Below are 17,994 nucleotides of genomic sequence, written 5' to 3'. Positions count from 1 at the left end.
CCTCGTCTAGGAACCCCGCCCTCAGTGATCTGGTCCGCCGCACAGCATGAACCCCCGAAGTGCCGCTCCCGTCTGCACCCGTTGGCTTGCGTTGCTGATCGCCCTGGCGCCCCTCGCCGCGGCCGCACAGCCGCACGCGGTCGGCCTGCACCGGGTGTTTGAGAAGCCGCTGGACAACGACAAGGCGTACGCCAACAAGTTTACCGACGTCGCGCTGCGCTGCACGTACACGGCGCCGTCGGGCCGCGCGGTCGACTTTGCGGGCTTCTTCGACGGCGACGGCCGCGGCGGCGGCGACGCCACAACCGGCAGCGTCTGGAAGCTCCGCTTCCTGCCCGACGAGCTCGGCGAGTGGTCGTACAAGTGGTCCTGGTCGGACGGAACGCCGGGCGGCGAGGGCCGGTTCGACTGCGTCGCCGAGGGCGCCGGCAAGGGCGTCCTGCGGGCCTACGGCGAGAACCCGCGCTGGTTCGCCTACAACGGCACGGAACCCGTCTGGATCAAGTCGTACTACGAAACGGGCCACGGATCGATCGCCCAGCCATTCGATTGGATCACCGCCAACGTGTACCAGCCGCTCATCGACCGCGGGTACAACCACCTGCAGGTCAACTGGCTGATGTCGCTGTGCTGCTTCGGACAATACTATTTGGATGGGCCGGAGCCGTCGACGCAGGACCTCGCCCTCTATCAGGACGGCCGGGTCGAGAGCACCATGAACCTGGACGTCTGGCGGCGGATGGAGCGGCACCTCGGCTGGCTCAACGACCGGAACGTCGGCGTGCACATGTTCCTGGGCTTCGAGGGCCGCAAGAACGACGGCCCCAAGTGGGACAACCTGAGCGACGACGCCAAGGACTTCTACGTGCGGTACTCGGTCGCGCGGCTGGCGCCGTACGCCAACCTGGCGGGCTGGAACTTCGTGTGGGAGGACCCGGGCGACACCGAGAGCCGTGAGCTCGGTTGGGCCCGCCTGGTGCAGAAGCACGACGTCTTCGACCACCTACGCACCTACGAAGACGAGATGCCCCGCGACAACGAGTACCAACGCCCCGAGTACAACTTCGCCGCCATCGAGAACCACCACATCGCCGCGCCGCAGAACCCGCTCGACCTGCCGTACCGCAAGACCCCCTGGACGCACCACCAGGCCTGCCTGATCGGCTACGTGCCGGGCAAGCCGGTCTACATGTCCGAGGGCAACGCGCTGTGGCGGCGGTACTGGGCGGAGCGGACCGGCGCCACCCAGGACGACCTGCGCCGCGCCGCGTGGGGCTGCGCGACCGCCGGCGCGTCGTTCTGCTGGAACGGCCACGCCAAGGAGTATGAGTTGGCCGTCCGCGGCCCTGAGGGCATCCCCTTCTACGGCGACGAAAATCCCTACACCGCGTCGGCCGGCTACATCGACGTGCTGTCGGACGTGATGAACCAGCGGGTCGACTTCCACCGCATGCGCCCCGACGACAGCCTGTTGTCCGGGCACGACCCGTTCCGCGTCTGGTGCCTGGCCGAGCCCGGCAAGCAGTACCTGGTGTTCGCCACCGCCGGCGAGCCGTTCCAGTTAACGCTCGCCCCCGGCGACTACCCCAGCCGCGTGTGGGTCGACGCCAAAACCGGCGAGACGACTGCCGCGCCCGAGGGCGACGAGGTCCCCATGCCCGCCCTCACCGACGACGATGACAAGCCAGCCGAGGGCGCTTCCCGCCGCCGGTTCACCCCACCGGGCGCCGACACCGACTGGGTGCTGATTCTGCGTGCGGGGTAAGTAGGGACACTCTCGGCAACGCTCAGCGGTCACGCCTGTAGTCAGGCCCGGCACCGACCTTCAACTAGCTTGTGTTAAGTGCAATCGGCGGTGATCCTGTCCGCCGCGCCCCTGGGCCGCGATTCCGGTTAGAATAGCGACTTGTTGAACGCGGCGTTCTTGCGGCGCCTCACCGGCGCCCTGATTCACGACAGCCAAGGGCTAGGCGGCATGAGACAAACAAGCGTGGCGGTGCTGGGATTGCTTGGTGTTGGTTCTTTTCTCCTGCTGGGACGTGGATCGATGGGCGGAGGTTTTGCTGACGACGTGGCTTTCATGGAGCGGCACACGCCGATCGTGCTGCTGCGCGACGGCGACGCGGCGGTGGCTGTGGCGCCCGCGTACCAAGGACGGGTGATGACCAGCACGTTCGACCGCCAAGCCGGCCCGAGCTTTGGCTGGATTAACCGGCCTGTCATTGAGAAGGGGGTGCTCAGCGGCGAGCAGGCGCAGGGGCAGCTGCAGGATCACATCCACGTGTTCGGCGGTGAGGAGCGGTTCTGGCTAGGCCCCGAGGGTGGCCAGTTTGCCTTCTATTTTAAACCGGGAACCGAGTTCGACTTCGCCGACTGGCGTGTGCCGGCGGTCATCGACACCGAGCCGTTCGAGCTGGTCGACTCGCGGAGCGACAGCGTAGCCTTCCGCCGTGATTGCGAGCTGACCAATTATAGCGGCCAGGTCTTCAAGATGGGCATCGAGCGGACGGTGCGGCTGATCGATCGCGCCGGCGCCGCCCAGCTCGTCGGTGGGCCGCTGGCCGACGGCGTCCGCATGGTCGGCTACCAGACCGACAACCGCCTGACAAACCAGGGCGACCAAGCGTGGTCGCCGGAGACCGGGCTGCCGTCCATCTGGATCCTCGGCATGTTCAACCCAACGCCGCGCACGGTAGTCGTCGTCCCGATCGAGCCGGGCGCCGAGGCCGAGCTCGGACCGAAGGTCAACGCCGCCTACTTCGGTGAGGTCCCCGCCGACTACCTCAAGGTGAGTGACGACACGCTGTTCTTCAGGGGCGACGGGACCCGCCGAGGCAAGATCGGTGTCGGACCGAAGCGGGCCAAGGGAGTGGCCGGCAGCTACGACGCCGACAGCCAGACCCTCACGATCGTTATCTGCACCCAGCAGCCTGCGCCGCACGGCTATGTCAACTCGATGTGGGAGCACCAGCAGGACCCGTACTCGGGCGACGTAATCAACTCCTACAACGATGGCTCCCCCGAGCCGGGCGCGCCGCCGCTGGGGCCGTTCTACGAGCTAGAAACCTCGTCGCCCGCCGCCGCACTCCAACCCGGGGAGACACTGCGCCACGTCCAGAAGACCCTCCACTTTAGCGGCGGCGAAGCCGAACTGGACGGCATCGCGAAGAACCTGCTGGGCGTCACGCTGGCGGAGATCAAGCGGCAGTTCTGAACAGGCGCCGTTGGGGTGGCTGTTTGCCCATCTCAGCTGCGCGTTGGCGGGCCGCCGTTGCGACCGGCACCGCCGCGCCAACGTGAAGCCGGGCGGTGACCGTTCAGCTAGCACCCCGGGTCGGTCGATCTTCTCCGATAGCGCGCCGGTTCCGCGCCCCGGCTCAAGACCGACCCCAGGCTGTTTACCCACCCCCGACAACCGCCCCAGGAGTGCTGCCATGTGGAGAAGTTTCTTCCTCGCGATGGGCGTGTTCTCGCTGCTGCTGGGCGCCGAGTGCCTGGCGATCGAGCAGGCCACCATCAAGCCGCGGATGCACGGCGGGCAGGTGGTCCGCCCCGAGAAGGTCGTGCAGCCCCCCGATTGGGCCCCCTGGAGCCTGATGGCCGGCGGGGCGGTGATTGTGCTCTACACCTTCACGCTGCCCAAGCGGGTGAAGGACTAGCGACGCGGCCCGCCCGCGTTGCGGCGCCCGGCGAGTTGCGGCAGGCCGCGGCGCCGTCGTGGGTCATTTCGGCCCGGTCATTGGTCGTTCGGAGACCCCAAACTGCTTGAAAGGGCCGCCCCCGGCGGCCTATGATGAACCGCTTGGCTTTTTTCGGGTCCTAACGGCCGTACTGCCCGACCCGATCCCCTCACCCCCGAATCCCCGTTCCCGCTATGGCGACCGTTACCAAGCCAGAATCCTCGACCGCTGCCGAACTCACCTCCGGGGCCGACATCCTGGTACAGTCGCTGGTCAACCATGGCGTAGACACCATCTTCGCGTACCCGGGCGGCTGCAGCATGCCGCTGCACCAGGCGCTCACCCGGCAGGGCGACAAGCTGCGGACCATCCTGCCGCGGCACGAGCAGGGGGGCGGCTTCGCCGCGCAGGGCATCGCCCGCGCCACCGGCAAGGTGGGCGTCTGCATGGCCACGTCCGGCCCGGGCGCCACGAACCTGGTTACGGCAATCGCCGACGCCAAGCTCGACAGCATCCCGCTGGTGGCGATCACCGGCCAGGTGCCGACCGCGGTGATCGGCTCGGACGCGTTCCAAGAGACGCCCATCGTCGAGGTCTGCCGCGGCATCACCAAGCACCACTACCTGGTGACCGACGTGGAGGACGTCGCCCGCGTGATGCGCGAGGCGTTTGTGATCGCCAGCACCGGCCGCCCCGGCCCCGTGCTGGTCGACATGCCCAAGGACGTTCAGCTGGCGCACTGCGTGCCGGACTACGACGCGCCGCTCGACCTGCCGGGCTACCTCAATGAAGAGGGCGAGTACCCGGTGCCGGTCGCGCGCAGCGAGCAGATCAAGCAGGCCGCCGCGGCGATCAAGCGGGCCAAGAAGCCGGTGATCTACGCCGGCGGCGGCATTGTGATCGCCAACGCCAGCGACGAGGTCCGCACGCTGGTCCACAAGACCGGCATCCCGATCACCACCACCGTGATGGGCCTGGGCGTCTACCCGGGCACGGACGCGCTGTCGCTCGACATGCTCGGCATGCACGGCAGCGTGTACGCCAACTACGCCGTCGACGAGGCCGACCTGCTGATCGCCCTCGGCGTGCGGTTCGACGACCGCGTGACCGGCAAGCTGGAGGAGTTCTGCAAGCACGGCAAGATCGTCCACATCGACATCGACGCCGCGGAGCTCAACAAGAACAAGCCCGCCCACATCCCCATCCAGAGCGACGTCAAGCACGCCCTCGCCGAGCTGAACAAGATCGTCGAGGCGCCCGAGGACATCAGCCCCTGGGTTGCCAAGTGCCAGGCGTGGAAGGAGAAATACCCGTTCAGCTACGACGAGTCGTACCCCGGCATCACGCAGCAGCACGCCATCAAGACCCTCTGGGAAATGACCCGCGACAAGGACCCGATCATCTCGGTCGGCGTCGGTCAGCACCAGATGTGGGCCGCGCAGTTCTACAAGTTCGAGAAGCCCCGCACGTGGCTCAGCTCCAGCGGCCTGGGCACGATGGGCTTCGGCCTGCCCGCCGCCATGGGCGCGCAGAGCCAGTTCCCCGACCGGCTGGTCATCGACATCGACGGCGACGGCTCGTTCCAGATGAACATCCAGGAGCTGTCAACGCTGGTCTGCGAGAAGCTGCCGGTGAAGGTGCTGCTCCTCAACAACCAGCACCTCGGCATGGTGGTACAGTGGGAGGACCGGTTCATGCAGGGCAACCGGGCCCACACCTACCTCGGCCCGGTCGACCACCCCGAGTGGGCCGGCAAGGGCGACGGCATCGGCCGCGCGGGGCGCGACAAGCGGTACGCGGACTTCGTGCAGATCGCCCACGGCTATGGCTGCGGCGGCGCGTACGTCGAGCGGAAGGAAGACCTGCCCGCCGCCATCGAGGAGATGATCGCCTACGACGGCCCCTACATCCTGGACGTCAACGTGCCGTACCAGGAGCACGTGCTGCCGATGATCCCCAGCGGCCACACCGTGCGGGATATCATCACGGAGTAGGTCGGCGCCGCCACCTGCAGAGCGCAACCATCAACCCCCGGCGGGAGCCGGGGGTTTTTCATTGGCGTCGGCGCCCCCCGACTGCCGTGGGACGCCTGGGCGGCTAAGCTGTTGGAACCGCCCGCTCTCGATCTCAGTCTTGCGAAGCGACAACTTGTCTGATTCCCCCGAACCCGACTCGCCTTCCGCCGAAGCGCTCCAGCACGCCGCCGACGTCCTCGAACAGGTCGCCGCCGACCGCGGGCTGCTCGCGCAGCTCCCCGAGGAACAGCGGCAGCGTCTGCTGCGGGTGGTCAACCAGGTGGCGTTGCCCGACCGCGGCTCGCGCCGCAAGCTCCGCAAGGAGTTCCACCGAAAGAAGCAGGCGGCGCTCGACGAGCAGCGCAAGGCCGACGCCGAGCGGCTTGCCACGACCGGCATCCGCTCGCAGTACAGCACCCGGCAGCTCAAGAAGCCCGAGCCGCCCGCGCCGTTCGACGTGCCGCCGCCGGCCCTGACGCACGACGGCTCGGCGTCCGCGGGGCAGGACGCGGCCGACCCGACCGCCGACTGGCCCAAGCTCGACCTGCCGCGGACCTGCTACACCTGCAAGGCCGAGTACGACCGCCTGCACCACTTCTACGACGCCCTCTGCCCGGCCTGCGCCGGGCTGAACTGGACCAAACGCAACCAGACGTGCGACCTGTCGGGCCGCGTGGCGGTGGTGACCGGCGCGCGGGTCAAGATCGGATACCAGGCGGCGCTCAAGCTCCTGCGGGCCGGCGCGCACACGGTGGTGCTGACCCGCTTCCCGCGGGACGCCGCTCGGCGGTTCCTTGAAGAGGAAGACAGCGAGTCCTGGCGCAGCCGGCTCGAGCTGCACGGCGTCGACCTGCGGCACACGCCCAGCGTCGAGGCCCTGGCCGACCACCTGGCCGGCACGCTGCCGCGGCTGGACTTTCTCCTAAACAACGCCTGCCAGACGGTCCGCCGCCCGCCGGGGTTCTACGCGCACCTGATGGAGGGCGAGCGCCGGCTGGGCGAGTCGCTCCCGGCCGAGGCGCGGCCGATGCTCGCGTCGTACGAGGAGCTCCGCAAGCAGGGCACGCGGGAGAACGAGCCGGAGCTGGCCGGCGCCGCGCTCGCCGCGCTCGGCGATGGGCTCGCCCGGGACAGCATCGCCGGCATCGTCAAAGCGGCCGAGCTGTCGCAGATCCCACTGGTAGCCGGCGACGAGGACCGCGGCGAGCACCTGTTCCCCGCAGGGCAGTACGACGTCGACCAGCAGCAGGTGGACCTGCGGAGCGTCAACAGCTGGCGGCTCCGCCTGGCCGACGTGCCAACCGTCGAGCTGCTCGAGGTGCAGCTCGTGAACGCCATCGCGCCGTTCATCCTCAACGCCCGGCTCAAGCCGCTGATGACCCGCGTCGCCACGCCCGACAAGCACATCGTCAACGTGTCGGCGATGGAGGGCGTGTTCTACCGCGCGTACAAGACCGACAAGCACCCGCACACCAACATGGCCAAGGCGGCCCTCAACATGCTGACGCGGACCTCCGCCCAGGACTACGCGCGGGACGGCATCCACATGAACAGCGTCGACACCGGCTGGATCACCGACGAGGACCCGGCCGAGATCGCCAAGCGCAAGCAGGAGGAGCTGGGCTTCCACCCTCCGCTCGACCTGGTGGACGCCGCCGCCCGGATCTGCGACCCGTACATCGACGGCCAGATTACCGGCAACCACGTGTGGGGCAAGTTCCTGAAGGACTACCAGGTGGCGAACTGGTAGGCGAAGCCGTCGAACTCCGGAAAACCTCGGGTTTTAGCCCGGTTTAGGCGTCTTGCCACCCCCCGCCACGGCCGATATACTGCGGGGCTCACAAATCAAACCAGGGTCCAGCCGGGCCCAGCGTTCCGCGACCAGCGGGAGACCTCCCATGACGATCGACAAATCACTCAAAGTAAAGCGTGGCTCCACGGGCGCCCGCAGTGTGCTGACCCGTGTCGAGCGGCTCAAGCAGCTCAAGGAAAACGAGCGCTGGAGCGAGGGCGACTCGCCCTTTGGCATCCCCAAGGTGCGGGTGCGGAAGCTCCAGATGAAGAAGAAAAAGAAGAAGAAGGACGACGACGACGACAAGAAGTGATGTCGTCCGGAGCTCCGCCAGAGCGGCCTCCGCCCTTCGCGACCAAGCTTGTCGCAAACAAAACAGAAAGAGCCGCGTGCATGGCACGCGGCTCTTTCTCGTTGCTTTCTGCTCGGCTCTCACGAGAGCCGCCGGGACGACTAGTTGTCGCCCATCTCATCCAGCTTCCGGTAGAGTGCCGACAGGATGGCCGACTCGGCCTCGGCCCGCGAGCCAAGCTGGGCGTTGATCGACTCGCCCCGACGGCTCACCGCCTTGCCGACCAGCTTCACCAGCGGGTCGGAAGAGTTCAACTGGGGGCCGACCTCGGCCTCCTCGGGGGACAGGCCCGCCAGGTAGAGCTGCAGGAATCCCCGCTGGTCGTTCAGCTCGTCCAGGTCGCGGACGATCGCGGCCAGGCGGAACGCCGACAGCTCGTCCGATCCGATGAGCAGCCCCTCGAGTTCACGCAGGCGCGAGTTGTAGCCCGCGACCCGCGAGGAGAGCTCCAGCAGGTCGACCTTGACGGTCCTGCTCCGTGACACCGGCTTGAAACGCGTGCTCGCGATCCCTGCCGAGCCGCGGGCGGGGGCGTCGTCGGCGAACGGGTCGCTCCAGTCGAGCTCGGGCGCCGAGGGGTGGTTCGCCCATTCGCTGACCGGCGGCGCTTCCTTGGCGGGGGCCGGGGCGGCGGGCCGACGGACCGGCGGCTGGCGGGTCACCTGCGGTTGTTCGGTCGCCTCGACGGGCGCTTCTACGGGGTCGAACGGGTCCGGCTCGAAGGGGACCTCGTCCACGCTGCTCGGGGCCGGGTCGAACGCGATCGGGCTGGCCGGTTCGGCGGGGACGACCTCGGGACGCGGCTGGCGCGCCCTGGCAACCTCCTCGGGCGTCTGGAAGACCGGCGGCGCCGGCATGGGGCCGCGGCCGCCCAGCATGGAAGCGTTGATGACCCCGCGGAGCCAGGCCTCCATGGCGTCGGCGTCCTGGTCGGTGCGGGCCGAGTTGTTCCACGCGGTGAGCGTCTGCTGCAGCGCGTCGCGGCGCGACTGGTGTTCGGTGTAGTTGCCGCGGAGGCTCTCACGCCGGAGCGACAGGTGCCGTGCGGCGCGCTCGACGAGCGACTGCAGCTCGGTCGTGCGGGGCGTTGGTTGCGCGGCCGCAGGCGCCGCTGCTGCGGCGGCCAGCAGCAGGGTGAGTGTCAGGCGGAGCGGGCGGAGCTGTGGGGCGGTAAACATTGTTTGTCGGGTTCCGTCGGCGGTTACAATGGAGCCTCCCGCGCCCGGAAGCGCAGCATGCGATTAAACCTAGACCCACCCCCTTGCAAGTCAACCCACGACCCTCGCCGCGGACGACCTCACGCCCCTCCCGCGGCCGGCTGTGGCTGATTGTGCTGGTGCTGCTGGCGGTTCCGGTTGTGCCGGCGGTGCTCCTTGGCGAAGGCTACACGCGCTGGCTGTGGGCCGCCGACGGTGGCCCAAGCGACCGCGCGTTGCTCGCCGCCGGCGTCGGTCTGCTGGCAGCAGACATCCTGATCCCGGTTCCGTCGGGGCCATTGCTGGCGCTGTTGGCGGCGCGGCTGGGCTGGCCCGTGGCGGCCTTGGCCGGCGCCGTGGGGCTGACTGCTGGCGGCCTGGCGGGCTACCTGCTGGCCCGCTGGGGGGGCCGCTCGCTGGCGCTGAGGTGGGTCGACCCGGACGAGCTCGCCCGGTGGGAGCGGGCGATCGAACGCAACGGCGCCTGGCTGCTGCTCGCGTCGCGTCCGGCGCCGGTCGTCGCCGAGGCGGTCGTGCTGGCCGCGGGGCTGGGGCGGATGCCCGTCGGTCGGTTGCTGTTGTGGCTGTTTCTAGGCAACAGCGTGACCTCGCTGGTGTTCTCGGTGGTCGGCTCGGCGGCCGCTCAGCACGAGGTGCTGCCGATCGGCGTTGCGTTCTGTGTCGCCCTGCCTGCGTTATTGCTTCGTGTGGCGCATAACCGCCAAGGCAATGAGGCGCCAGAAGACTGAATTATCCGCAACTCGGCCCACGCTTCGCGTTTTGCCTTTGCTGTAAGGGGTTTGCGAACAATCGCTCGAGCTCACACATGCCGGTTGGTTGGCGCATCTAGCCGGCGCAGGCATGTGGTTGACGACATTCCGCCGTGGTCGCGCTTTAGTCAGATTGGTCCCCGGCGCCGATACGCCCCATGTTGGGATGCGGCAGTACACATTTCCACTGTGGCTCCCCCCAGTTGTTTACCACCACGATCCAACCATGCGGGCAGGGCATTGTTGGGATCGTCACAGCGGCGTCGCTGCCCCGCAAGGGGCAGCCGGCGCTGCTGCGCACATCCTAAATGCGTCGCGTACCGCCTGGGCGGGTTCCACACACCATTACGTGGGGACCAGTTCCATGCAGAGCTCCTTCGAAGAAACACAACAGCCACAGGACCGCTTCACCCTGGCGGTCGCCTCGCGAGACGGCGAGCTGCTCGCCGCGATCGAGTCGCTCGCGGCGCAGCTGCGGCTTCGGGTGGTCGTGTCCGATTCACCCGATTCGGCAGCAACGCTCGACACGATCGCGGTTGTGTTCGACCGCCGCTCGATGCCCGGCCTCGGCTCCGCGGCGATCGGCCGTGCGATGCCGGCGCCGCCGGTGCTCGCCGTGGTCGATGACGCCGAGGGCGCCGCGCTCGACGCGCTGCGGCGCGGCGCGTGGGACGTGCTCGTCCCGCCGCTGGCCGGACACGACCTGCAGCGGATGCTCGAGCCGCTGCTGGCCGAGGGGGTCCGCCGGGCCGAGTACCGCGGGCTGATGACCGACTTCTACCAGCGCTACAACGGCCTGAGCGCCGCCGAGAGCGAGGTGATGGCCGCCGTGTGCGACGGCAAGCTCAACAAGCAGATCGCCCGCGAGCTGAATGTCAGCATCCGCACCGTCGAGCAGCGTCGCCGCCGCGTGTTCACCAAGATGAACGTGCCGTCGGCGGTGCCCCTGGCCCGCCGGGTGGCCGAGGTCCGCACGATCGAGGCGATCAGCTCGCAGGCCGGCGATCAGCGTCAGGCGGCGCAGACACCCGTGCAGGGCTGGAACGCCGCGCACCGCACCGCCGTGGCGCCGTGCTGGACGTCGCCGGCTTCGCGGGGCGGGGCGGTTGTGAGCCAGACCTGCTAACTCCGCCGCGCCGCCGCTAGAAGAGCCACTGCTGGCCGCCGGCGGTCGTGGGCGGTTTGAACGCGCCGGCGTTCAGCGTGCCAGGGTGCTGCTCGTAGCCGAGCTTCCGCGAGAACGCCCGGAAGGTCTGACTGATCTGTTCGGCATAAGCGCCCTCGCCCCGGTGGCGCACGCCGAACCGACTGTCGTTCAGTTGGCCGTTGCGCACAGCGCCGACCAACGCGGTGACGCGGTCCAGCGACTCCGGCGCAGTGATCCGCAGCCAGTCAACGAACACCTCGCGCACGCCCCGCGGCAGACGCAGCACCGTGTAGCTGGCGTGCCGGGCGCCCGCCTCACGGCCGGCGGCCAGGATGGAAGGCAGCTCGCTGTCGGTCAGCCCTGGGATGACCGGGGCCGTCATGAGCTGCACCGGAACGCCGGCGTCGGCAAGCTCGCGCACCGCCCGCAGCCGCGCGGCCGGTGAGCTGGTGCGGGGCTCCATCTTGCGAGACAGCCGCGCGTCGAGCGTCGGGATCGACACCGCCACCCGCACCGCGTCGTGCGCGGCCAGCCGCTTCAGCAGGTCGATGTCGCGGGTGACGCCGGCGTTCTTGGTGATGATCCCCACCGGCTGGCAACACTCGGCGGCCACCTCCAAGCACGCCCGCGTCAGGCCGAGCCGGCGTTCGATCGGCTGGTAGCAGTCGGTCACGCCCGAGAACGCGATCGTTTCCGGCGTGTAGCCCGGTCGGGCCAGCCAGTCGCGCAGCAGCGGCGCCGCGTTGCGTTTGACTAGGATTACGGACTCAAAGTCGATCGCCGGGTTGAGGCCCAGGAACTCGTGGTAGGGCCGCGCGTAGCAGTAGCTGCAGCCGTGCTCGCAGCCGCGGTAGGGGTTTACGCTGTAGCGGAACATGATGTCCGGAGAGCTGTTCTCCGTGACGATGCTCTGCGACTCATCATCGAAGAACCGCGTGGCCGGGCGGCGGTCTAGGTCCTCGAGGATCTCGTCCTCGTCCAGGTGCTCGTAGTCCGCCGTCAGCTGCAGCGGCTCGAACCGGTTGCCGACCGCCGCCTGGGCGCCGCGGCCCCTCAGTGCGTTGCCTGGTTCTCGGGTCATGGGGTTAGTGTACGCGTGTTTACTTCAAATGCAACGCTGGTGCGTGCCGGAGGCGCGGCCATGGGTGCTTCGCGTTGGCTTTTCGCTACGCGATTGGCCGGCGTGTGTCGTTGTGGCCTCAGCGGCGGTGACGGCGCCGATTCGGCTCGCGGGCTCAAACCCCTTGCAACAAAGCGGGTTAGCTCCCTTTGGCCAGCGTTCTTGGCGCCGCTGGCGCCGGGGGTGCTTAGTTGGGCTGGCACAAGCGAACCGCTTCCTCCCCCGGATTCGCAACGAGTTGCCAACGGTCGACTGCTGGGGGCCCCTGTCCCCTCGGGCCCCCAGCAGGACCGTCCGACCCGCCGCACGGAACCGACGAGCCCCACCGCATGCACGCTATCGAATTGGTTGATGTCGCCGGCGTCCTGAGCCTTGGCGCCCAGAGCCTGCTGGACGACTGCCCCCAGATCGCCGAGGACGCGCTGACCGAGTACTGGACCTCGTCGCGGTGCCGGCTCGACACGTGGGGCCGCCAACTCCGCACGTACTCCTCACCCGGGGCCGACCTCGACTGCGGCGAGTTCCGCTCGCTGGCCGAGGAGATCCTGCTCAGCGAGGCCCACACCCGCACACTCGCCGCGCTGTGCGTGCTGCACGACGCCCGCTGGGACGCCGCCAACGGCGCCGGCGCCATCGCCCGCAACGCGCTGGCCGGCCACGACGAGGCCGTGCGGCGGCTCCGCCCGCTGCTCTCGCAGTCGCCCGACAAGGAGTTCGTCCACATCCAGAGCCGCGCCCGCCGCTGGACCGACCTCCTGCTGGGCTACCTGCTGCCGTGCTGCAGCGCACCCGGCAGCAAGAGCCCCGACGGTCACGTGATCGAATTCGCCTGCGACCCGCAGCGGGTGGTCGACTTCGCCTTCGACGCCGGCGCCCACGCCGGTCAGTCGGCCGTGGACGTGCAGCGGCTCCTCTCGGCCAGCCTGCGGATGACCCTGCGGGGCAGCTACGCCGAGCCGGTCTGCGGCGAGACCAACCAGCGCATCGCCGGCGCGAGCCTCGGCCTGTTCGGCCCCGAGGCGTTCGACGCGTTTGGCGTGCTGCGGAGCACCTGGGTGCGGCGGCTCGAACGCTCCACCGACGAGACCCTCGGCATGCTCGACGGCCTGTTCGCCGAGAAGCCGCTCGCGGCGCCCGGCGCCAAGCGGTTCTAGGCTGGCGCCACGCGGGCTAGTCGTTGGCCACAATCCAAGCGCGGGCGGCGTCGACCTCGGCGTGGTCGAAGTACTTGATGCTGGCGGTGGTGAACGGGCGGCAGAAGACCGACATGCCCTTCTCCCACTTGGTCTCGCCGACGATGGCCAGCCGCTCGATGTCCTTGAAGTGCTTCAGGTCGAACTTGAAGTCTTCCCACATGGCGCCGGCGTCCCAGCCGTGGAAGTCGTTCATGATGAACAGCACGCGGATCTTGCCGTGCTCCTTGATCCGCTGCTCGATCTCCGGGACGAAGATCTCGTAGGCTTCCTTGTTCAGCTTGCCGCTCGCCTGAATCTCGACCAGGTTCCCGGTGGCGGATTCGATCAGTTCCAGAGACATCGCTGCTCCTCGCTTGGCGTTGGATTAGAGGGGAGAGTTCGCGGGTCCGATCGCGCCTGGCCCGCCCTGAGGCTTGTCTGTACGAAACCCCGGCAGCCGCGGTTGGTTGCCAGCGGGATTTTGTCGTGGTTTTATTGCGGCCGCCGGTTCGAGTTAACCCACGGCAAGCTAACGGGTTACTGAAACCGACGGGAACGGTCCGCAGAGGGCGCCGCCGACATCACGTGCGCGAGTGCGACGAGCCTCCCACGGTACCCGGCGAACGACCACCCCCCACCCGCGGACGGGGTGAACGCAGGGGGCGGGCACGTCCCCTGATTTGACCGTCGTGGGTGGCAGGATTCAACCGAAAACTGGGGGAATTCCTTGTCGCATTCCCCGTCGTTTAGCAGTGGAGATGTTCCCGCATTAGAGCAGGTAGATCGCATTCGCAGCAGTCGCCAACCAGCGATTGCATTGCGAGCTTAGGGTCTTAACGCGTTTGGGGTAGTATTGGCACGTACGTCGATAGCCACAGCGATCTGAACTGAGGTTATGGGGCGATCGCCCAACGTGAGTGAATAGTACTCCTTTTGAACGGATAAGCATGCCTTACGATCTCGAGAACCGACTTGTAATTGGCGTCGCCTCAAGTGCTGTGTTCGATCTGAGCGAGTCCGACACTGTTTTTCGCAGTAAGGGAGAAGAGGAGTATCGGAGCTATCAAGAGGAGCACCTGGACGAGCCTCTGCCGAAAGGAATTGCATTCTCGTTCATCAAGAGACTGCTCTCGCTCAACGATCTGAGCACCGATCCAGTTGGCGACCCAATGGTGGAAGTCGTTCTCTTGTCAAAGAACGACCCTGACACCGGACTTCGAGTAATGAAGTCCATAGAACACTATAGTCTCTACATTACTCGAGCGATTTTCATGCAGGGGCGAGCGCCGTATGAGTTCATACCCGCGTTGAACATCGCACTCTTCTTGTCCGGTAGCAAGCCAGATGTTGCTGAAGCGATAGAGAAGTCATTGCCTGCCGGGCAAGTGCTAGAGTCCAAGATTGTTGACGATGAACAGGACAACGATCTGCGAATCGCTTTCGACTTCGATGGCGTGCTAGCGGATGACGAATCCGAGGCCGTTATGAAATCGACAAATGATCTGTCGCAGTTTCATGCGCACGAAGTGCGGAACGTCATGGAGCCCCACAATCCAGGGCCGCTCAAGGAGTTCCTGGTGAGGATCGCACGAATCCAGTCAGTTGAAGAAGATCGCAAGAAAGAGGACCCTCAGTATCGAAATAGGCTAAGGGTCTCGCTGGTTACTGCTCGGAATGCACCTTCACACGAGCGTGCTCTTCGAACGCTAAAGTCTTGGGGCGTAATGGCCAACGATGCGTTCTTTCTAGGGGGGATTGAGAAGAGAAGGGTTTTGCAAATCCTGCGCCCTCACATCTACTTTGACGATCAATCTAGCCATCTCGAGCCAGCTTCAAGCGTTGTTCCATCAGTTCATATTCCGTTTGGGGTGTCAAATGCCAAGTCATAATCCCCGCGTGCTAGCTACGGCCGCGACAGCCGGTCCTCAACCACGTACGCCTTGAACTCAGGCAGCTTCTCCCCCAGCTCCTCTAGCACGAGCGCCGCCAGCACCCGTGCGCCCTTGGGCGAGAAGTGGGTGGCGTCGCCCTTGGTCTGCAGCGGCTCGCTGGTGGTGGGGCCGAGGTTGTGGAACAGGTCCTCGGTCTGCTTGCGGAGGTCGACCACCGGCACGTCCTCTTCGGCGGCTACCGCCAAGATCGCCTCGGCGTAGGGGGCGTTGCCCGTGTTCTGGCGGAGTCGTTCGGTTCCTTCATCATACAGCCGACGGCGGGGTGGGGTGACCAGGATCGGCGTGGCGCCGGCGTCGCGGGCCTGCTGCACGTACCGCCGGATGTTGGCGCGGAAGCTGCCGCCGGGGGCCGGGTCGGTCTCGCGGCCGGGGCCCTTGCCGAGGTTGTCGTTGTGGCCGAACTGGATGAACACGTAGTCCGGTCCGCCGGCCGCCTTGGCGTCGGCGAGGCCCCGGTCCCAGCGGCCCTCGCTGCGGAAGCTCTCGGAGCTGCGGCCGTTGGCGGCGGCGTTGATTACCGTCACGCGGTCGTCGAGGAAGCTGCGCAGCCCCCAGCCCCAGCCCTGCAGCCGGTTGCCGGGCGAGTAGTCGGCCACGGTCGAGTCGCCGATCACCAGGATCGTCACACCGCGGCCCGGTGTGGCGGTCGGCAAATCCTGTTCGCCGAGGTAACGCACCGCGAGCGTGGCGTGGCAGCCGTACAGAGATTGATCGCCGCCCGGCGTGAGCTTGGACGGGGGCGAGGACGCATCGCCGCCGGCGAACACCACGCGGGCGGTCCCCTCGCCCCGTACGTAGTCGGCGGAGCTGCCATCCGCCCGCACGAGCCGCGCGGTGGTGGCGCCGGCCACCGGCTCGCTGAACCGCATGAAGACCTCCTCCCCGTTGGTCTGGACCTCGAGCACCTCGGGCGGCGCCTCGCTCTCCGGGTCCCAGCGGCCGTCGAACGTCCAGGCGGCGGTTACCTCTTCGGGCGAGGGCGAGCCGGCCGCCTGTGTCAGGTTGTCGGCGTGCCACGGGTAGTCGCCACCATCGCGGTGGCAGTCGAAGTAGTACTTGCGCTCCCACAGGTGGCGGTCCTCTTCGGGCACGTCCGAGAGGTCCTTCACGACGCCGATCGGCCGGTCGGCCATCGACTCCGCGAAGCGGCAGCCGAGTAGGTAGAACTGGCTGGGGTAGTGGTTGCGGCCGAGCCAGAAGTCCTGCACACCGTCGAAGCGACAGTCGCGGAGCACGAACTTCATGCGCTGCGGGTCCATGTGCCCGTCGTGCCAGATGGCGGCGGTCCGGTGCGCCTCGTAGAACGTCGAGTCGCGCACGTAGCACCAGCCCCGCGGGCAGACGAAGTCGACCGCGCCGCGGAACTCGCAGTTGCGGTGGTAGTACATGCCGTGGGCCGTGTTCCAGAGTGAGAGCGTGTCGCCCCCCTCGCCGACGATCTTGCAGTCGTCCAGGATCAGCCGGTTGGGCTGGCCGTACACGGCGAACGCGTGCTCGCGAGTCGGTTGGGTGTTGTCGATCGTGAGATGCTCCAGTGTGCAGTCGTCGCCGAACAGGTTGACCACGCCGGCGCCGAACCGGTCGTACCGCTTGTGGAATTCCGAGCGGGGGAAGTTGTAGCGGATCACCACGCCATCGCGGCTGGCGCCGCGGAGCGTGACTCGGTTCTGGTCGAGCCGCAGCCGCTCGGTGTAGACGCCGTCGGGGATCTGGATCACGACCCGCTCCACGTTGTCCAGCGGGACCCGGTCGATGGCGTCCTGGATGGACCCCTCGACCTTTATGGTGCGCAGCCCGTCGGCGGACGCCGCGGAGACAAGCAAGAGGCAGAGAAGCAGGCAGACACGGGGCGGATTGGGCATAGCAGACGAAGAAGGTCAACAGGATCGGGTGCGGGCATTGGGATCCAACGCGACGAGCGGCGCCCTGTAGTTTAAGCCAACCGAATGGTTGGCTGGGCCGCCAGATCGCATTCGCGGGCGGATCCTACGCAAGCAGAGGGGCCCGGGATGGCGTGCAATCGGAGACCTTACGCCGGCCGAGATTCGTGCTGATTCACTGTCGGTCTCCGACGCCGGTTGGTGATCCGCTGTTGGGCAGCCGCCCATCCCCTATCCCCACAGCACGCCCTATCGGAGCAAGACACAATGAAACGCACACTCGGTTGGACCGCAGCACTGGTCACCCTGACGCTGGCGGGCGGGGCGGTCGACGCCCGCGCCGCGATCATCTTCAACAACTTCGGCCCCGGCGACGACTTCGCCAACGGCGGCCGCGTGGTGGATGGCGGCGGCGCGCCCGGCTCGATCGGCAACATCGACCAGGCGGCGTCATTCACCGTTGGCGCGACTGACCAGATGGCCGACACCATCTCCCTCGGCATCTGGGTGAACGAGGCGCCCAACGTGGGCACGGGCCCGGTCGATATCGTGCTGGCGGCGGACACGGGCGCCGGGCCCGGGGCGGCACTGAAGACGTACTCCGCCAACCTCAACTCCACCGGCAAGCAACTGCTGACCGTCAGCGGCGACCCGGTTCCGCTGGACGCCAACACCACGTACTGGGTGGTGATGGACGCCCAGGACGAGTTCCGCGGCAGCTGGAACTTCAACACCACCGGCGACTTCGGCCTGACCGCCGGCAGGACCGACCTGAACCCCTGGAACCTCCGCCCCGACGATCAGCGCTACTCGTTGCGGGTCGAAGGCCCCGCCGTTCCCGAACCGGCCTCGCTGGCGGTGTTGGGGATGGGCGCGATGCTGGTCGCCGGTCGCCGCCGGCGTCGCTGCTAGCAA

15 protein-coding genes are annotated in these 17,994 nt (G+C 67.5%); 11 read left to right on the top strand and 4 right to left on the bottom strand.

The genetic code is table 11. From position 1 onward, the window contains the following. Positions 1 to 46 precede the first annotated feature (46 nt). From KOR34_RS24360 to KOR34_RS24335, 6 genes are all read left to right on the top strand, one after another. Positions 47 to 1,765, top strand: coding sequence for a DUF5060 domain-containing protein (locus KOR34_RS24360; RefSeq protein WP_146568740.1), 1,719 nt, complete (start codon positions 47 to 49; stop codon positions 1,763 to 1,765). Between the two features lie 210 nt (positions 1,766 to 1,975). Further along, the gene (locus KOR34_RS24355; protein WP_146568739.1) at positions 1,976 to 3,214 is read left to right on the top strand and encodes a DUF6786 family protein; all 1,239 of its coding nucleotides are present in this window, start codon (positions 1,976 to 1,978) and stop codon (positions 3,212 to 3,214) included. Between the two features lie 220 nt (positions 3,215 to 3,434). Then, entirely contained in the window at positions 3,435 to 3,659 is a 225-nt protein-coding gene (locus KOR34_RS24350; protein ID WP_146568738.1) for a hypothetical protein, read from the top strand. 215 nt (positions 3,660 to 3,874) lie between these two features. Next, complete coding sequence (gene ilvB / locus KOR34_RS24345; protein ID WP_146568737.1) at positions 3,875 to 5,674, top strand: biosynthetic-type acetolactate synthase large subunit; 1,800 nt, start codon at positions 3,875 to 3,877, stop codon at positions 5,672 to 5,674. Positions 5,675 to 5,828: 154 nt separating this feature from the next. After that, positions 5,829 to 7,445, top strand: coding sequence for an SDR family NAD(P)-dependent oxidoreductase (locus KOR34_RS24340; protein ID WP_146568736.1), 1,617 nt, complete (start codon positions 5,829 to 5,831; stop codon positions 7,443 to 7,445). 148 nt (positions 7,446 to 7,593) lie between these two features. Next, positions 7,594 to 7,800, top strand: a complete 207-nt coding sequence (locus KOR34_RS24335; protein ID WP_146568735.1) for a small basic protein — start codon at positions 7,594 to 7,596, stop codon at positions 7,798 to 7,800. A 140-nt stretch (positions 7,801 to 7,940) separates the two neighbouring features. Here KOR34_RS24335 and KOR34_RS24330 read toward each other — a convergent pair whose 3' ends face one another. Further along, entirely contained in the window at positions 7,941 to 9,017 is a 1,077-nt protein-coding gene (locus tag KOR34_RS24330) for a hypothetical protein (RefSeq protein WP_146568734.1), read from the bottom strand. Between the two features lie 83 nt (positions 9,018 to 9,100). On the opposite strand from KOR34_RS24330, the gene KOR34_RS24325 reads away from it, so the two are divergent. Further along, complete coding sequence (locus KOR34_RS24325) at positions 9,101 to 9,784, top strand: VTT domain-containing protein (RefSeq protein WP_197531715.1); 684 nt, start codon at positions 9,101 to 9,103, stop codon at positions 9,782 to 9,784. Positions 9,785 to 10,169: 385 nt separating this feature from the next. After that, the gene (locus KOR34_RS24320; RefSeq protein ID WP_146568732.1) at positions 10,170 to 10,931 is read left to right on the top strand and encodes a response regulator transcription factor; all 762 of its coding nucleotides are present in this window, start codon (positions 10,170 to 10,172) and stop codon (positions 10,929 to 10,931) included. A gap of 16 nt (positions 10,932 to 10,947) precedes the next feature. Here the strand turns inward: KOR34_RS24320 and KOR34_RS24315 are convergent, their stop codons facing one another. Further along, entirely contained in the window at positions 10,948 to 12,033 is a 1,086-nt protein-coding gene (locus KOR34_RS24315; RefSeq protein ID WP_146568731.1) for a PA0069 family radical SAM protein, read from the bottom strand. A gap of 368 nt (positions 12,034 to 12,401) precedes the next feature. Between KOR34_RS24315 and KOR34_RS24310 the strand changes: the two genes are divergently transcribed. Continuing rightward, positions 12,402 to 13,226, top strand: coding sequence for a hypothetical protein (locus KOR34_RS24310; RefSeq protein WP_146568730.1), 825 nt, complete (start codon positions 12,402 to 12,404; stop codon positions 13,224 to 13,226). Positions 13,227 to 13,242: 16 nt separating this feature from the next. Here KOR34_RS24310 and KOR34_RS24305 read toward each other — a convergent pair whose 3' ends face one another. After that, complete coding sequence (locus KOR34_RS24305) at positions 13,243 to 13,608, bottom strand: SpoIIAA family protein (protein WP_146568729.1); 366 nt, start codon at positions 13,606 to 13,608, stop codon at positions 13,243 to 13,245. 586 nt (positions 13,609 to 14,194) lie between these two features. Here KOR34_RS24305 and KOR34_RS24300 point away from each other — a divergent pair. After that, positions 14,195 to 15,136, top strand: coding sequence for a 5'-nucleotidase (locus KOR34_RS24300; protein WP_146568728.1), 942 nt, complete (start codon positions 14,195 to 14,197; stop codon positions 15,134 to 15,136). Positions 15,137 to 15,150: 14 nt separating this feature from the next. Here the strand turns inward: KOR34_RS24300 and KOR34_RS24295 are convergent, their stop codons facing one another. Next, positions 15,151 to 17,061, bottom strand: coding sequence for a pectinesterase family protein (locus KOR34_RS24295; RefSeq protein WP_146568727.1), 1,911 nt, complete (start codon positions 17,059 to 17,061; stop codon positions 15,151 to 15,153). Between the two features lie 285 nt (positions 17,062 to 17,346). On the opposite strand from KOR34_RS24295, the gene KOR34_RS24290 reads away from it, so the two are divergent. Continuing rightward, the gene (locus KOR34_RS24290; protein ID WP_146568726.1) at positions 17,347 to 17,991 is read left to right on the top strand and encodes a PEP-CTERM sorting domain-containing protein; all 645 of its coding nucleotides are present in this window, start codon (positions 17,347 to 17,349) and stop codon (positions 17,989 to 17,991) included. The last annotated feature ends 3 nt before the right edge of the window (positions 17,992 to 17,994 follow it).

Origin of the sequence: Posidoniimonas corsicana (genome assembly GCF_007859765.1) — a bacterium.
GTDB classification, from domain to species: Bacteria; Planctomycetota; Planctomycetia; order Pirellulales; family Lacipirellulaceae; genus Posidoniimonas; species Posidoniimonas corsicana.
Note: the sequence above shows the minus strand (reverse complement) of the source record. Positions and strands in the feature narration are given on the sequence as shown.

What these genes read in the sequence shown, in the direction of transcription:
- KOR34_RS24360 (WP_146568740.1), top strand. Translation starts at nt 47, where the DNA reads ATGAACCCCCGAAGTGCCGCTCCCGTCTGCACCCGTTGGCTTGCGTTG.
- KOR34_RS24355 (WP_146568739.1), top strand. Translation starts at nt 1,976, where the DNA reads ATGAGACAAACAAGCGTGGCGGTGCTGGGATTGCTTGGTGTTGGTTCT.
- KOR34_RS24350 (WP_146568738.1), top strand. Translation starts at nt 3,435, where the DNA reads ATGTGGAGAAGTTTCTTCCTCGCGATGGGCGTGTTCTCGCTGCTGCTG.
- ilvB (WP_146568737.1), top strand. Translation starts at nt 3,875, where the DNA reads ATGGCGACCGTTACCAAGCCAGAATCCTCGACCGCTGCCGAACTCACC.
- KOR34_RS24335 (WP_146568735.1), top strand. Translation starts at nt 7,594, where the DNA reads ATGACGATCGACAAATCACTCAAAGTAAAGCGTGGCTCCACGGGCGCC.
- KOR34_RS24330 (WP_146568734.1), bottom strand. Translation starts at nt 9,017, where the DNA reads ATGTTTACCGCCCCACAGCTCCGCCCGCTCCGCCTGACACTCACCCTG.
- KOR34_RS24320 (WP_146568732.1), top strand. Translation starts at nt 10,170, where the DNA reads ATGCAGAGCTCCTTCGAAGAAACACAACAGCCACAGGACCGCTTCACC.
- KOR34_RS24315 (WP_146568731.1), bottom strand. Translation starts at nt 12,033, where the DNA reads ATGACCCGAGAACCAGGCAACGCACTGAGGGGCCGCGGCGCCCAGGCG.
- KOR34_RS24310 (WP_146568730.1), top strand. Translation starts at nt 12,402, where the DNA reads ATGCACGCTATCGAATTGGTTGATGTCGCCGGCGTCCTGAGCCTTGGC.
- KOR34_RS24305 (WP_146568729.1), bottom strand. Translation starts at nt 13,608, where the DNA reads ATGTCTCTGGAACTGATCGAATCCGCCACCGGGAACCTGGTCGAGATT.
- KOR34_RS24300 (WP_146568728.1), top strand. Translation starts at nt 14,195, where the DNA reads ATGCCTTACGATCTCGAGAACCGACTTGTAATTGGCGTCGCCTCAAGT.
- KOR34_RS24295 (WP_146568727.1), bottom strand. Translation starts at nt 17,061, where the DNA reads ATGCCCAATCCGCCCCGTGTCTGCCTGCTTCTCTGCCTCTTGCTTGTC.
- KOR34_RS24290 (WP_146568726.1), top strand. Translation starts at nt 17,347, where the DNA reads ATGAAACGCACACTCGGTTGGACCGCAGCACTGGTCACCCTGACGCTG.